This is a genomic window from Mycobacterium sp. 852002-51057_SCH5723018, assembly GCF_001667035.1.
GTDB lineage: Bacteria > Actinomycetota > Actinomycetes > Mycobacteriales > Mycobacteriaceae > Mycobacterium.
On sequence record NZ_LZIR01000026.1, the window covers coordinates 1 to 14,198 of the forward strand.

A 14,198-nucleotide genomic window follows, 5' to 3' on the forward strand; every position below is an offset into this window, starting at 1 on the left:
AAGACCTTTCCGGTGCGCACGCTACGTCGTTTACCGCCCGCGTCGGCGCGGGTGTTCCCGTGTTGTTGGCACCACACTAGGGGCACGGGCGGCGACCCGCCGCGCCCGGCTTCGCCGCGCTCGCGAGCGCGGCGGTGCGGGGGCACGTCGCTGTGCAAGGATTGCGGGCATGCGCGTCTACCTCGGCTCTGACCACGCCGGATTCGAGCTCAAGCAGCAGATCATCGAGCACCTCAAAGCGTCCGGGCACGAGCCGATCGATTGCGGTGCCTTCACGTACGACGCCGAAGACGACTACCCGGCATTTTGCATCGCCGCCGCCACGCGCACGGTGGCCGACCCCGACAGCCTGGGCATCGTGCTGGGCGGGTCCGGCAACGGCGAGCAGATCGCGGCCAACAAGGTGCCGGGGGCCAGGTGCGCGCTGGGATGGAGTGTGGAGACGGCGACATTGGCCCGTCAACACAACGACGCGCAGTTGATCGGGATCGGCGGTCGCATGCACACCGTCCCGGAGGCGCTGGCCATCGTGGACGCATTCCTGAGCGCGCAATGGTCGAAAGCCGAACGCCACCAACGGCGTATCGACATCCTCACCGAATACGAACGCACCCACCACGCGCCACCGGTGCCCGGCGCGCAGGACTGAGCGTGCCCGAAGGGCATACCTTGCACCGGCTGGCCCGGTTGCACCAGCGCCGATTCGGCGGCGCACCGGTCGCGGTGTCCAGCCCACAGGGCCGATTCGCGGCGGACGCGGTGGACGGCCGGGTGCTGCAGCGAACGAGCGCCTGGGGCAAGCACCTGTTCCACCACTACTCCGGCGGCCCGATCGTGCATGTGCACCTGGGCCTGTACGGCGCGTTCACCGAATGGCCAGTCCCCTCGGGACCGGACGGCACGGTGGTCCCCGAAGCGGTCGGGCAGGTGCGGATGCGGATGGTCGGGGCCGGCTACGGCACCGACCTGCGTGGCCCGACGGTGTGTGAAGTGATCGACGAGGGTCAGGTCAGCGACGTGCTGGCCAGGCTGGGTCCCGACCCGCTCCGCGCCGACGCCGACCCGTCGTGGACGTGGGGCCGAATCACCAAGTCACGCAGGCCCATTGGCGCGCTGCTGATGGACCAGACCGTGATCGCCGGCGTCGGCAATGTGTACCGCAACGAGCTCCTGTTCCGCCACGGCATCGATCCGTTCCGTCCGGGCCGGGACCTCGGCGAGGCCGAGTTCGACGCGATGTGGACCGATCTGGTGGCGCTGATGAAGGTGGGCTTGCGGCGCGGCAAGATCATCGTCGTGCGGCCCGAACACGACCACGGCCCCCCGTCGTACCTGCCGGGCCGGCCGCGGACCTATGTGTATCGGCGCGCCGGTGAGGCATGCCGGGTGTGTGGCGGTCCGATCAGCACGGTGGTGCTGGAGGGCCGAAACGTGTTCTGGTGCCCCGCATGCCAGAAGTGACAAAGCTCACCGGCGCACGCTGAGAAGGAAAGCGCAGGTCGTTGGCGGGAGACGCCGCCTGACAGGAAACTGCCAGGAAGAAACGCTGGCGTCTACTGTTTGGCCGAGGCTTCCGCGCGGTATTGGTAGCCATCGTGAATACTCATCCACGTTTGATTGCAATGATTTTCGCGATATTCGTCGGGCTGGGCCTGGCGGGCCTGGGCGTCGCGGCCGAGGCGCAAGCGCAGCCCGGTCCGTTGCCGCAATGGTGCCCGGGGGACTTCTGGGACCAGGGCTGGGGCGACAACTGGGACCGCGGGCACTGCCACGACAACTGGCGCGGCCCCGGCCCGAACCCGCATCCCGAGCCCTTCCGCGGGCCCGGGGGACCGGGCGGACCCGGATGGGACCATCGCTGACCCGTCATCTCAAACGACCGCACCCCGCCGCCGGCGGGGTGCGGTTTACGTTGTGGCCCGCTCGATGACGCCCAGCGTGGCGTAGACCTCGTTGCTGAGGGCGAGGCTGCGCGGGTCGGCGTTGGCCTTGGTGGCGTCGAAGCGGTTCATCACGTACGCGTAGCCGATGCGGTGCTCCAGGTCGACAAACCCGAACGAGCCACCCAGCCCACCGTGGCCGAAGATCCCGGGGTTGGGCCCGTTGATGCCACGCTGGTTGAGCATGTAGCCCAGGCCCCACCCGTGGTCGGCGACCCGCGGGCCCAGCACCAAGTCGGTCTCGAAACCGCCCTGCGGCACCCGGACCAGATCCATGTGCTCGCGGCTGAGCAGCTTCTCCTGCGCGAGCGCGTTGTAGAAGGTCGCCAGTCCGAGCGCCGACACCTGGCCGTTGGTGCCGGGGAACTCGAGCGCGCGCCACAGCTGCAGGTCGTGGGAGCCCAGCTCGTCGTCCGGGGCGAACCCCATCGAAATCGACAGCGCCGCCTTGGGGTGCTCGGCCAGGCTGGTCGGGTAAGCAGGCGCGTTCACCTCGGCCAGCAGGTCCCGGGCGTGCGGCTTGTTGACCCGTTCGGCGCAGCGGCGTTGCTCGGCCGGCGACAAACCGATGTGCACGTCGGCGCCCAGGCGTTCGGCGATCTCGGTGCGCAGGTATTGACCGATCGTGCGACCGGTGACCCGGCGGAACACCTCGCCGAGGATGAAGCCGAAGGTCGTCATGTGGTAGCCCTGCGCCGTGCCGGGCTTCCACCAGGGTTTGGCGGCCGCCAGCTGCTTGCAGACGAAGTCCCAGTCGGCGACCTGCTCCCAGCTCATCCGGGTGCGCGGCCCGATCACACCGGAGCGATGGCCCATCACCATGGCCAACGTGATGTCTTCCTTGCCCGCCTGGCCGAACTCGGGCCAGTAACGTGCCACCGGCGCGTGCAGGTCCAGCTCGCCGCGCTCGGCCAGTTGGTGGATGCAGGTGGCCGACAGCGCTTTGGTGCCCGAGAGCACCGTCGTCAGGGTGTTCTGCTGCCAGGGCCGGGTGCGGGCCGCGTCGGCCCAACCGCCCCAGAGGTTGACGACGAGCTCCCCGTCCACCCACACAGCGACGGCCGCGCCAACCTCATGGCGCAGCACAAAGTTGCGCTCGAACGCGTCGCGCACTCCGACGAAGTCCGACGCGCATGAGCCCTCGATGTGGACGTCGCTCATGGCGCCTCTCTGTCGAGCAGAACGTGGTCCGAGCGGGCGACGGGAATCGAACCCGCGTAGCTAGTTTGGAAGACTAGGGCTCTACCATTGAGCTACGCCCGCAAGTTTGAGTCGAGCGCGACTTTATCTGGCGACGAACATCAAATCTAATCGAAGCGGTTTTGTGATCGCGCTGTGAGGTCTCCACTTCGCTGCCAAGCCGGTGGCCAACCTGGGGATCACGGGCCGTAGGATCGCGAGGTCAGCGCGGGGTGTAGCGCAGCTTGGTAGCGCATCCGCTTTGGGAGCGGAAGGCCGCAGGTTCAAATCCTGTCACCCCGACCAGCGCCACCCGTCCCGCGCCGCAAACGCGGCCACACCGAGCACAGCAACGACCATCGAGGAGCACCACCGTGAAGAGCAGCGTCGAGCAGTTGAGCCCCACCCGGGTGCGGATCAACGTGGAGGTGCCTTTCACCGAACTCGAGCCCGATTTCCAGCGCGCCTACAAGGAGCTGGCCAAACAGGTGCGGCTGCCCGGCTTCCGGCCCGGCAAGGCCCCGGCCAAGCTGCTCGAGGCCCGTTTCGGCCGGGAGGCCATGCTCGACCAGGTCGTCAATGAGGCGCTGCCGGCCCGGTATGGGCAGGCGGTCGTGGAGTCCGAAGTCCAGCCGATCGGCCAGCCCAGCATCGAGGTCACGAAAAAGGAGTACGGCCAGGAACTGGCGTTCACCGCCGAGGTTGACGTCCGCCCCAAGCTCACCCTCCCGGACCTCAGCGAGCTGAAGGTCACGGTCGACCCGATCGAAGTCAGCGACGAGGACGTCGAGGCCGAGCTGGAATCGCTGCGCGCCCGCTTCGCCTCCCTGGAAGAGGTGAAGCGCCCCGTGGCCCTCGGCGACTTCCTCTCCATCGACCTGTCGGCCACCGTCGACGGTGAGGACGTGCCGAATGCGCGCGGCGAGGGTCTGTCCTACGAGGTCGGCTCGGGCCGGCTCATCGCCGGCCTCGACGACGCGCTGGTGGGTCTGTCCGTCGACGAATCCCGGGAATTCACCGCGAAGCTGGCGGCCGGCGAATACGCCGGCAAGGACGCGCAGGTCACCGCCACCGTCAGGTCGATCAAGGCACGTAAACTAGAGGAGCTCAACGACGAATTCGCCCAGATGGCAAGCGAATTCGACACAATCGATGAGCTGCGGTCCAACCTCCGCGACCAGGTGCGTCAGGCCAAGCGCGCTCAGCAGGCCGAGCAGATCCGCGACGCCACCATCGACGCGCTGCTCGAGCGGGTCGAGGTGCCGCTGCCCGAGGCGGTCGTCAAGGCCCAGGTCGACACCGCCATACACAATGCGCTGCACAGCTTCGAGCACGACGAGGCCAAGTTCGCCGAGGCCCTCCGCGAGCAGGGCAAGTCGCGCCAGCAGTTCGAGGTCGACGCGCAGAATGCCGCGGAGGCGGACGTCAAGAGGCAGCTGTTGCTTGACTCGCTGGCCGACGAGCTGAACGTGCAGGTCGGCCAGGACGACCTGACCGAACGGCTGGTGGCGACGTCGCGGCAGTACGGCATCGAGCCGCAGCAGCTGTTTGGCTATCTGCAGGAGAACAACCAGCTGCCGGCCATGTTCGCCGACGTGCGACGCGGGCTGGCCATCGCCGCCGCGGTGCAGGCGGCCACGGTCACCGACACCGAGGGAACCACGATCGACACGAGTGAGTTCTTCGGCGAGGGTGAGGAGACCGAGCCGGTCGGCGAGGCTGAGGAGACCCAGGACATAGAAGACATAGAGGACACCGAGGACACCGAGGACACCGACGAGGCGCCCGAGGCCACCGATCAGGCGGACGAGGACGCCTCCGACGCCGAAGTGAAGTGACCGCCCTTGACGCTGTGAGCGAAAGCGCCCATTTCACGGGTGCGTGGCCGCCAAACAGTCGGGTTGGTTGGTTAGGGTCGGAGCATAGAAGAACTCGAGAAAGCAGGTAATCCAGTCGTGACTGACATGCGCGCGCCCTCGCAGGGTCTCAACCTCACGGACTCGGTCTATGAGCGCTTGCTGTCCGAGCGCATCATCTTCCTGGGTTCGGAGGTCAGCGACGAAATCGCCAACCGGCTGTGCGCGCAGATCCTGCTGCTCGCCGCCGAGGACGCCGAAAGGGACATCTCGCTCTACATCAACTCCCCGGGTGGATCGATCAGCGCCGGCATGGCGATCTACGACACCATGGTCCTGGCGCCCTGCGACATCGCCACCTACGCGATGGGCATGGCGGCCTCGATGGGCGAGTTCCTGTTGGCGGCGGGCACCAAGGGCAAGCGATACGCGCTGCCGCACGCCCGCATCCTGATGCATCAGCCCCTGGGCGGGGTGACCGGCAGCGCGGCCGACATCGCCATCCAGGCCGAGCAGTTCGCCGTCATCAAGAAGGAGATGTTCCGGCTCAACGCCGAATTCACCGGCCAGCCGATCGAACGCATCGAGGCGGACTCCGACCGCGACCGTTGGTTCACCGCCCAGGAGGCCCTGGAATACGGGTTCGTCGACCACATCATCACCCGCGCCGCCCACATCACCAATGGAGAAGCCCAGTGAGCACTCAGCACCCCGAGATCCAGCCCCAGGCGCGCTACATCCTGCCGTCGTTCATCGAGCACTCCAGCTTCGGCGTCAAGGAGTCCAACCCTTACAACAAGCTGTTCGAGGAACGCATCATCTTCCTCGGCGTGCAGGTCGACGACGCGTCGGCGAACGACATCATGGCCCAGCTGCTGGTGCTGGAGTCCCTGGACCCCGACCGCGACATCACCATGTACATCAACTCGCCCGGTGGCGGCTTCACCTCGCTGATGGCGATCTACGACACCATGCAGTACGTGCGCGCCGACATCCAGACGGTGTGCCTGGGTCAGGCCGCCTCGGCGGCGGCGGTGCTGCTGGCCGCCGGGACGCCGGGCAAGCGGATGGCGCTGCCCAATGCGCGGGTGCTGATCCACCAGCCGTCGCTGTCCGGCGTGATCCAGGGTCAGTTCTCCGACCTGGAGATCCAGGCCGCCGAGATCGAGCGGATGCGCACCCTGATGGAGACCACACTGGCCCGCCACACCGGCAAGGACGCATCGGTCATCCGCAAGGACACCGACCGCGACAAGATCCTCACCGCCGAAGAGGCCAAGGACTACGGGATCATCGACACCGTCCTGGAGTACCGGAAACTTTCGGCGCAGACGGCCTGACATCTCGCCGAGGCGGTAACCCTGCAGGGAAAGTGCGGAGTAACGCGCTGCGGATTTACAGGTTCGGTGAAAGCGCCCTCGCCACTTCGCCGATATCGGCGGGCCCCACTCGGCAGCAGCCGCCGACGATGCGCGCCCCGGCCGCGACCCACTGCTTCGCCAGCCGCGCGGAAAACCGCGGCGAACCGGTCCAGGCGCGGCGCCGATCGTCCCACCGCTCGCCGCTGTTCGGATAGACGACCACCGGCTTGCCCACCGCCCGGGCGATGTCGATCGCGGGTAGCACGTCGTCGGGCGCGCAGCAGTTGACGCCGATAGCCACGATGTCGCCGACCCCGGCGGCCACCTCGAACGCGTCGGCCAACGGCTGCCCGGCGCGGGTCTTGGTCCCGTCGACCGTGTAGCTCAGCCAGGCCGGAACCCCGACCGAACGAACCAGGTTCACCAGCGCCTCGGCCTCGTCGACGTCGGGCACGGTCTCCAGGGCGAGCACGTCCGCGCCCGCGTCGGCCAGGACCTCCAGGCGGGGCCGGTGCCACCGCATCAGCGCCGCGACGGAAAGCCCGTATCGGCCGCGGTATTCCGATCCGTCGGCCAGCGCCGCGCCGTACGGGCCGACCGACGCTGCGACGCGGAGTTCCGCCCCGCCGGCTCCCTCGCGCGCGGCCAGGGCCAGCTCGACGCTGCGGCGAAGCAGCCGGGTGGCTTCGTGCCGGCCGATGCCGCGGGCCGCAAAGCCTTCGAACGATGCCTGATAGCTGGCCGTCGTCGCGACGGTGGCGCCGGCGCGAAAGTACGCGGCGTGCACGGCGAGGATCTGGTGCGGGTCGTCCGCTAGCAGCCTGGCGGACCAGAGTGGATCGGATAGGTCATGGCCGCGCGCTTCGAGCTCGGTGGCCAGGCCGCCGTCGTTGATCAGCGTCGATTCGCCGCAAAGAGCCGATCCCACCTCGTCACTGTAGGGTTGTTGCTTGGTGGTCTGCGTCGGTCGAGTTACGACCGCGACACGCCAAAGACACGGAATGCGCGTCTCGGTGAGTGACGGACGCCGTCTGCCTATATGTTTCATTCAGACACGAACAGGCATGAATGTCCCATACGAACTCCCGCGAATATCAACGACGCGATTCGGCTTAATGGTCGCGTCCGGCCCGAGCAAGCGGGTAGCGTCGGGGATTACATGCGGCAAAGCAAGACGAACGGCGAAAAGGAAGTAGGCCCTCAGCACCATGGCACGCATCGGAGACGGCGGTGACCTGCTGAAGTGCTCATTCTGCGGGAAGAGCCAGAAGCAAGTCAAAAAACTCATTGCTGGACCCGGTGTCTACATTTGCGATGAGTGCATCGATCTCTGTAACGAGATCATCGAAGAGGAACTGGCCGACGCCGACGACGTCAAGCTCGACGAGCTGCCCAAGCCAGCGGAGATCCGCGAGTTCCTCGAGGGATACGTCATCGGCCAGGACACCGCCAAGCGGACGCTGGCCGTCGCGGTCTACAACCACTACAAGCGGATCCAGGCCGGCGAGAAGGGCCGCGATTCCCGCTCCGAGCCTGTCGAGCTAACCAAGTCCAACATCTTGATGCTCGGCCCCACCGGCTGCGGCAAGACCTACCTGGCGCAGACGCTGGCCAAGATGCTCAACGTGCCATTCGCCATCGCCGACGCCACCGCGCTGACCGAGGCCGGCTACGTCGGAGAGGACGTCGAGAACATCCTGCTCAAGCTCATCCAGGCCGCCGACTACGACGTCAAGCGCGCCGAGACCGGCATCATCTACATCGACGAGGTCGACAAGATCGCCCGCAAGAGCGAGAACCCGTCGATCACCCGCGACGTCTCGGGCGAGGGAGTTCAGCAGGCCCTGCTGAAGATCCTGGAGGGCACCCAGGCCTCGGTTCCGCCGCAGGGCGGCCGCAAGCACCCGCACCAAGAGTTCATCCAGATCGACACCACCAACGTGCTGTTCATCGTCGCTGGCGCGTTCGCCGGGCTGGAAAAGATCATCTACGAGCGCGTCGGCAAGCGCGGTTTGGGCTTCGGCGCCGAGGTCCGCTCCAAGGCCGAGATCGACACCACCGACCACTTCGCCGAAGTGATGCCCGAGGACCTGATCAAGTTCGGCTTGATCCCCGAGTTCATCGGGCGGCTCCCGGTGGTCGCCTCGGTGACCAACCTGGATATGGAGTCGTTGGTCAAGATCCTGTCCGAGCCGAAGAACGCTCTGGTCAAGCAGTACACGCGGCTCTTCGAAATGGACGGCGTCGAGCTGGAGTTCACCGACGACGCGCTGGAGGCCATCGCCGAGCAGGCCATCCACCGCGGCACCGGCGCCCGTGGCCTGCGGGCGATCATGGAAGAAGTCCTGCTGCCGGTGATGTATGACATCCCGAGCCGCGACGACGTCGCCAAGGTCGTGGTGACCAAGGAGACCGTGCAGGACAACGTGCTGCCGACCATCGTGCCGCGCAAGCCGTCGCGCAGCGAGCGCCGCGACAAGACCGCCTGACACCTCGGCGATGACGGCGGGAAGGGCCGCCTGTCGCTTTGACTAGACCCGGCGCGTTCCGCGCCTTGGTCGGCGCGGGCGCCGAGTGGGCTGCGCAGCAGGTCACAGCTGCGAACGTGACCAACAACACAGTTCGGGACTTTCCACGCCGCCATCCCGGCCCTGACTTCGGCTTTTTACAATAAATTCGGTACATGTAATGCGGCGGAGACGCTCATACACCCCTTAGAGAAGTGCCATAATTGGTACTACTAGTGACACACAAGCTCGCGGGCGCGGGAGTCGCCTAATCGGCGCGTAACCTCAAGCTCCAGCGGAGTGCCTATCCGGGTTTAACGAATGGAAGGCGGAGACGTGGATCCGATCGGCAGCGGAGCCGGCTCTGATTCTCACGATGGCTCCTCTGGCAATGGGGCACCCTCGCGCAACGGAGCCGAACGACAGCGCCTGGAACAGGTCGTCATTCGATTCGCCGGGGACTCCGGCGACGGTATGCAGCTGACCGGCGACCGGTTCACATCGGAGGCGGCGCTTTTCGGCAACGACCTGGCCACCCAGCCGAACTACCCCGCCGAGATACGCGCCCCCGCAGGCACATTGCCCGGGGTCTCGTCCTTCCAGATTCAAATCGCCGACTACGACATCCTGACCGCCGGCGACCGTCCCGACGTCCTGGTCGCCATGAACCCGGCGGCGCTCAAGGCCAACATCGGTGACCTGCCGCGCGGCGGCATGGTGATCGCGAATTCCGACGAGTTCACCAAGCGCAACCTGACCAAGGTGGGGTACGTAACCAACCCGCTGGAGTCCGACGAGCTGGACGACTACGTCGTGCATTCCGTCGCGATGACCACACTGACGCTCGGCGCCGTCGAGTCGATCGGCGCGTCGAAGAAAGACGGCCAACGCGCCAAAAACATGTTCGCCCTTGGCCTTCTGTCGTGGATGTACGGGCGGCCCATCGAAACCAGCGAGAGGTTCATCCGCGAGAAGTTCGCCCGCAAGCCCGAAATCGCGGAAGCCAACGTGCTCGCGCTCAAGGCGGGCTGGAATTACGGCGAAACGACCGAGGCGTTCGGCACCACGTACGAGGTGTCGCGGGCGACCCTGCCGGCCGGCGAATACCGGCAGGTCTCCGGTAACACCGCGCTGTCCTACGGCATCGTCGCGGCCGGTCAGCTCGCCGGCATTCAGGTCGTGCTCGGCAGCTACCCGATCACCCCTGCCTCCGACATCCTGCACGAGCTGTCCAAGCACAAGAACTTCAACGTCATCACCTTCCAGGCGGAGGACGAAATCGGCGGCATCTGCGCGGCGATCGGCGCCTCCTACGGTGGCGCCCTCGGGGTCACCAGCACATCCGGGCCGGGCATTTCGCTGAAGTCCGAGGCGCTCGGCCTCGCCGTGATGACCGAGCTGCCGTTGCTGGTCATCGACGTGCAGCGGGGCGGCCCCTCGACCGGGTTGCCCACCAAAACCGAGCAGGCCGACCTGCTGCAGGCGTTGTACGGCCGCAACGGGGAGTCGCCGGTGGCGGTGCTGGCGCCGCGCTCGCCGTCCGACTGCTTCGAGACGGCGCTGGAAGCCGCGCGCATCGCGGTGTCGTATCACACCCCGGTGATCGTGTTGTCCGACGGCGCAATCGCCAACGGCTCTGAGCCGTGGCGCATCCCCGACATCGGCACGCTGCGGCCCATCAGGCACACCTTCGCCAAGCCGGACGAACCATTCCAGCCCTACAACCGCGACCCGGAAACCCTCGCCCGCCAATTCGCGGTTCCCGGCACCCCCGGGCTGGAGCACCGCATCGGGGGCCTGGAAGCGGCGAACGGCTCGGGCAACATCTCCTACGAGCCGGTCAACCACGACCTGATGGTCCGGTTGCGCCAGGCCAAGATCGACGGCATCGAGGTGCCCGACCTGGAAGTCGACGATCCGACCGGAGACGCCGAACTGCTGCTCATCGGGTGGGGCAGCTCCTACGGGCCGATCGGCGAAGCGTGCCGGCGGGCGCGTCGCAAGGGCATCAAGATCGCCCACGCCCACCTGCGCCACCTCAGCCCGTTCCCGGCCAACCTGGGCGACGTGCTGCGGCGCTACCCGCAGGTGGTCTGCCCGGAGATGAACCTCGGGCAACTGGCGCTGGTGCTGCGCGGGAAGTACCTGGTCGACGTGCAATCCGTCACCAAGGTGCAGGGGGTCGCGTTCCTCGCCGACGAGATCGGGCGCCTCATCCGCGCCGCGCTCGGCGGGACGCTGGCCGAAATTGAGCAAGACAAAGCGATGGTCGCCAGAATGTCGGCGGCAACCGTTGGAGCGGGAGCGATCGAATGACCGACGTGGTAGGCAATTTGGTAGGCACGGACCTCGGTGTAAGTCCGAGGTTGGCCAAGAACGACGGCGTGCCGACGGTATCTCCAGAGGACAAGCCGCAGAAGGCCAAGGACTTCACCAGCGACCAGGAGGTCCGTTGGTGCCCCGGCTGCGGTGATTACGTAATCCTCAACACCATCCGCAACTTCCTGCCGGACCTGGGGTTACGCCGCGAGAACATCGTCTTCGTCAGCGGCATCGGCTGCTCGAGCCGGTTCCCCTATTACCTGGAGACCTACGGGTTCCACTCGATCCACGGCCGCGCGCCGGCCATCGCGACCGGTCTGGCGCTGTCCCGCGAGGACCTGTCGGTGTGGGTTGTCACCGGCGACGGTGACGCGCTGTCGATCGGTGGCAACCACCTGATCCACGCGCTGCGCCGCAACGTCAACATCACGATCCTGCTGTTCAACAACCGGATTTACGGGCTGACCAAGGGCCAGTACTCGCCGACGTCTGAGGTCGGCAAGGTCACCAAGTCAACGCCGATGGGCTCGCTGGACCACCCGTTCAACCCGGTGTCACTTTCACTGGGCGCCGAGGCGACCTTCGTCGGTCGCGCGCTGGATTCCGACCGCGCCGGCCTGACTGAGGTGCTGCGCGGCGCCGCCGAGCACCGGGGCGCCGCGGTGGTCGAAATCCTGCAGGACTGCCCGATTTTCAACGACGGCTCTTTCGATGCGCTGCGCAAGGAGGGCGCCGAGGAGCGGGTGATCAACGTGCGACACGGCGAGCCAATAGTGTTCGGCGCTAACGGCGAATACTGCGTGGTCAAGTCGGGCTTCAGCCTGGAGGTCGCCAAGACCGCCGATGTGGCCGTCGAGGAGATCGTCGTGCACGACGCGCACGCCGATGATTCGGCCTATGCGTTCGCGCTGTCCCGGCTTTCCGACCAGAATCTCGACCACACGGTGCTGGGCATCTTCCGCGACATCAAGCGGCCCACCTACGACGACGCGGCCCGCTCGCAGGTCCGCGCCGCCCGGTCGTCCAAGCCGTTCGACTCCGCCGCTTTGCAATCGCTGCTGCGCGGGCGCGACACCTGGACCGTCGACTGACGTGGCCGAACTCACGCCCGACTCAGAACAGGCCGGGTTGCTGGCCGGGGTAGTGCTCGCTGGGGGCGAATCCCGGCGCATGGGCCGCGACAAGGCCACCCTGCCGGGCCCCGCCGGGGCCACCACCATGGCCGAGTACGTCGTCGACATCGTGGGGCAGCGCTGCGAGCCGATTTTCGTCGTGGCCGCCCCGGGACAACCGTTGCCCGCGTTGAACGCTCGCATCGTGCGCGACGAGGTGCGCGGTCTGGGGCCGCTGCCGGCGGCCGGCAGAGGCCTGCGCGCCGCGGCGGAGGGGGGCGCCCGGTTCGCCTTCGTCTGCGCCGTCGACATGCCGCTTCTCACAGTCGAACTGATCGATGACCTGGTCCGCCTCGCGGTGGAGACCAACGCCGAAGTGGTGTTGCCGTGGGACGGCCGCAGCCACTACCTTGCCGCGGTGTACCGCACCGATCTGGCCGACCGGATCAAGGCGCTGGTCGCCGCCGGCGAGCGCAGAATGAGCGCCCTGATCGACGCCTCCGATGCCCAGCAGATTGTGCTGCCGGATTCGCGGCCGCTGACCAACGTCAACACGGACGCCGACCTGCGCGCTCTCGTGCGACCCGGCGGCTGAATTCGGCCGAAAAGCCGCTTTATAAACTTTATGTAAAAGTTCAAGCCGGCCACGTTGCGGCAATTTCGGCCATTCTTTTTGACGCCAATCGAATTGCAAACCACCGATCTTGTCGTGCTGTCGAGGCGCGCCGTGCTGGAGCGTCGCGTATCTCCTTGGTGGACCGGCGATCTCGGCTTCGACCGACTGTCGAGGCAATGAAATGTGTTGGTGTGCGGCGTATGGGCGAAGCGCGCGGATGCGGCCCGCACCACGCCGGCGTCGGCCAGACCGGGTGAAATCGACGGAAGCCCACTGGCGGTCGAAATGGTCTGCGGCAGAGCGGGATCCGATGCGGCGCGGTCGTACGGTTCGCATGGCGGCCCGCAAACGGAACGTGACTGCCCCGGTCGCCCGCGCTGAGCCGGAAGCCATTGCACCACAGCGTTTTCGACGGCGTTACCGTTCCGACGGGGACGCGGCGTGTCGTGATTCGTTGCGGCGCACCTTGCTGTAGGGTGCACCGGCCCCGCGGACGCGCGATGCGCACGGATGTGGGCGAATCACAAGGATGCGCGCGGCCTCAAACGTGTGCCAGTTCACAATATGTGCGTGATTCGGCTCACGATTTGGTTGGTATCACCGCGGCTGGGCACTTGCCGAAAACGCGCGGCTGACCTGGAATAACGGCGATGGGATCGTGGCGTAATCCGCTCGTGATGGAACCGAGATATCCAATTTGCCGAGATGACGAATGCCGTTCGGTTTCGTACGGTCCCTGGTAGCCCGAAACGGGTTAACGGAGAAGTAACCGAAAATTGAATCCACGGACCCGCGTGCGAGCGGGGCTGCGGGCGGCATAGGCCGCCCCGCGGCCCGGGGCAATGCCCCGCCGGGCAGATCCAGCCCGCCGCTGTCGTGCCCGAACGAGACGGCACGTCCCAGAGCAGCTATTCCGCACCAATCAAGCACCCCAGCCCACTGCCGTGGGCTTGCTTTGGCGCGCGCACCGCGAAAGGAAGAAATTTGAAGAACGTCCGCAAGACGCTCATCCTCGCCGCGATCACAGGAACGCTGGTGACGGTGCCATCCGCCACCGCCAGCGCGGAGCCGATGGGCTTTGACCCGAACGTTCCCCCGGCCGGGTTCGCCCCGGACGTGCCCCCGGCCCCGGCGCCGGACGCCCCGCCGGCGGCGCCCGTCGGCTTCGACCCCAACGTTCCCCCGCCGGCCGCGGTTCCGGACGCTTTGGCGCCGGTTGACACGCCTGCCGCGCCGCCGTTGGCGTGCCAGGTGCTCGACGTGAACTGAAGGCCGCCGGCGAAGCCGTTACCGGTGCTGATCCCC

The 14,198-nt window shown here is 66.8% G+C and carries 13 protein-coding genes and 2 tRNA genes; 11 read left to right on the forward strand and 4 right to left on the reverse strand.

Annotated features, from left to right (window positions below; genetic code table 11):
* The first annotated feature begins 169 nt into the window (after positions 1-169).
* The 3 genes from A5764_RS07120 to A5764_RS07130 all read left to right on the forward strand — a co-directional run bounded on the left by A5764_RS07120 (position 170) and on the right by A5764_RS07130 (position 1,862).
* The gene (locus tag A5764_RS07120; RefSeq protein WP_067110715.1) at positions 170-649 is read left to right on the forward strand and encodes a ribose-5-phosphate isomerase; all 480 of its coding nucleotides are present in this window, start codon (positions 170-172) and stop codon (positions 647-649) included.
* Positions 650-651: 2 nt separating this feature from the next.
* On the forward strand, positions 652-1,461 hold the full coding sequence (locus A5764_RS07125; RefSeq protein ID WP_067110720.1) for an Fpg/Nei family DNA glycosylase: 810 nt from the start codon (positions 652-654) through the stop codon (positions 1,459-1,461).
* 161 nt (positions 1,462-1,622) lie between these two features.
* Positions 1,623-1,862 (forward strand): hypothetical protein, encoded by a 240-nt coding sequence (locus A5764_RS07130; protein ID WP_067110723.1) that lies wholly within the window; start codon positions 1,623-1,625, stop codon positions 1,860-1,862.
* A 45-nt stretch (positions 1,863-1,907) separates the two neighbouring features.
* Here the strand turns inward: A5764_RS07130 and A5764_RS07135 are convergent, their stop codons facing one another.
* Both A5764_RS07135 and A5764_RS07140 read right to left on the reverse strand, forming a co-directional pair.
* A complete protein-coding gene (locus tag A5764_RS07135; RefSeq protein ID WP_067110727.1) occupies positions 1,908-3,101 on the reverse strand; it encodes a serine hydrolase domain-containing protein in 1,194 nt (397 codons plus the stop codon).
* A 31-nt stretch (positions 3,102-3,132) separates the two neighbouring features.
* Positions 3,133-3,203: transfer RNA gene (locus tag A5764_RS07140), tRNA-Gly, on the reverse strand.
* Between the two features lie 145 nt (positions 3,204-3,348).
* On the opposite strand from A5764_RS07140, the gene A5764_RS07145 reads away from it, so the two are divergent.
* The 4 genes from A5764_RS07145 (at position 3,349) to clpP2 (ending at position 6,315) form a co-directional block, all read left to right on the forward strand.
* Positions 3,349-3,425: transfer RNA gene (locus tag A5764_RS07145), tRNA-Pro, on the forward strand.
* Positions 3,426-3,493: 68 nt separating this feature from the next.
* The gene (gene tig, locus A5764_RS07150) at positions 3,494-4,957 is read left to right on the forward strand and encodes a trigger factor (RefSeq protein WP_067110731.1); all 1,464 of its coding nucleotides are present in this window, start codon (positions 3,494-3,496) and stop codon (positions 4,955-4,957) included.
* 126 nt (positions 4,958-5,083) lie between these two features.
* A complete protein-coding gene (gene clpP1 / locus A5764_RS07155; RefSeq protein ID WP_067110735.1) occupies positions 5,084-5,674 on the forward strand; it encodes an ATP-dependent CLP protease proteolytic subunit ClpP1 in 591 nt (196 codons plus the stop codon).
* Positions 5,671-6,315, forward strand: a complete 645-nt coding sequence (clpP2, locus tag A5764_RS07160) for an ATP-dependent CLP protease proteolytic subunit ClpP2 (RefSeq protein WP_067110739.1) — start codon at positions 5,671-5,673, stop codon at positions 6,313-6,315. Before clpP1 ends, clpP2 begins: the two co-directional genes overlap by 4 nt.
* A gap of 55 nt (positions 6,316-6,370) precedes the next feature.
* Here the strand turns inward: clpP2 and mmuM are convergent, their stop codons facing one another.
* Positions 6,371-7,264 (reverse strand): homocysteine S-methyltransferase, encoded by an 894-nt coding sequence (mmuM, locus tag A5764_RS07165; protein WP_067110744.1) that lies wholly within the window; start codon positions 7,262-7,264, stop codon positions 6,371-6,373.
* Between the two features lie 280 nt (positions 7,265-7,544).
* On the opposite strand from mmuM, the gene clpX reads away from it, so the two are divergent.
* The 4 genes from clpX to mobA all read left to right on the forward strand — a co-directional run bounded on the left by clpX (position 7,545) and on the right by mobA (position 12,872).
* Positions 7,545-8,825 carry an ATP-dependent Clp protease ATP-binding subunit ClpX gene (clpX, locus tag A5764_RS07170; protein ID WP_067110747.1) on the forward strand — a complete coding sequence of 427 codons (1,281 nt, stop codon included), beginning with the start codon at positions 7,545-7,547 and terminating at the stop codon, positions 8,823-8,825.
* A gap of 354 nt (positions 8,826-9,179) precedes the next feature.
* On the forward strand, positions 9,180-11,159 hold the full coding sequence (locus A5764_RS07175) for a 2-oxoacid:acceptor oxidoreductase subunit alpha (RefSeq protein WP_156664545.1): 1,980 nt from the start codon (positions 9,180-9,182) through the stop codon (positions 11,157-11,159).
* The gene (locus A5764_RS07180; protein WP_067110756.1) at positions 11,156-12,256 is read left to right on the forward strand and encodes a 2-oxoacid:ferredoxin oxidoreductase subunit beta; all 1,101 of its coding nucleotides are present in this window, start codon (positions 11,156-11,158) and stop codon (positions 12,254-12,256) included. Before A5764_RS07175 ends, A5764_RS07180 begins: the two co-directional genes overlap by 4 nt.
* A 1-nt stretch (position 12,257) precedes the next feature.
* A complete protein-coding gene (mobA, locus tag A5764_RS07185) occupies positions 12,258-12,872 on the forward strand; it encodes a molybdenum cofactor guanylyltransferase (protein ID WP_067110759.1) in 615 nt (204 codons plus the stop codon).
* A gap of 929 nt (positions 12,873-13,801) precedes the next feature.
* On the opposite strand, the gene A5764_RS29810 is transcribed toward mobA, so the two are convergent.
* Positions 13,802-14,194: a transglycosylase family protein gene (locus A5764_RS29810; protein ID WP_304441317.1), complete on the reverse strand. Its 393-nt coding sequence runs from the start codon at positions 14,192-14,194 to the stop codon at positions 13,802-13,804.
* Between the last annotated feature and the right edge of the window lie 4 nt (positions 14,195-14,198).

What these genes read in the sequence shown, in the direction of transcription:
- A5764_RS07120 (WP_067110715.1), top strand. Translation starts at nt 170, where the DNA reads ATGCGCGTCTACCTCGGCTCTGACCACGCCGGATTCGAGCTCAAGCAG.
- A5764_RS07130 (WP_067110723.1), top strand. Translation starts at nt 1,623, where the DNA reads ATGATTTTCGCGATATTCGTCGGGCTGGGCCTGGCGGGCCTGGGCGTC.
- A5764_RS07135 (WP_067110727.1), bottom strand. Translation starts at nt 3,101, where the DNA reads ATGAGCGACGTCCACATCGAGGGCTCATGCGCGTCGGACTTCGTCGGA.
- clpP1 (WP_067110735.1), top strand. Translation starts at nt 5,084, where the DNA reads ATGCGCGCGCCCTCGCAGGGTCTCAACCTCACGGACTCGGTCTATGAG.
- clpX (WP_067110747.1), top strand. Translation starts at nt 7,545, where the DNA reads ATGGCACGCATCGGAGACGGCGGTGACCTGCTGAAGTGCTCATTCTGC.
- A5764_RS07180 (WP_067110756.1), top strand. Translation starts at nt 11,156, where the DNA reads ATGACCGACGTGGTAGGCAATTTGGTAGGCACGGACCTCGGTGTAAGT.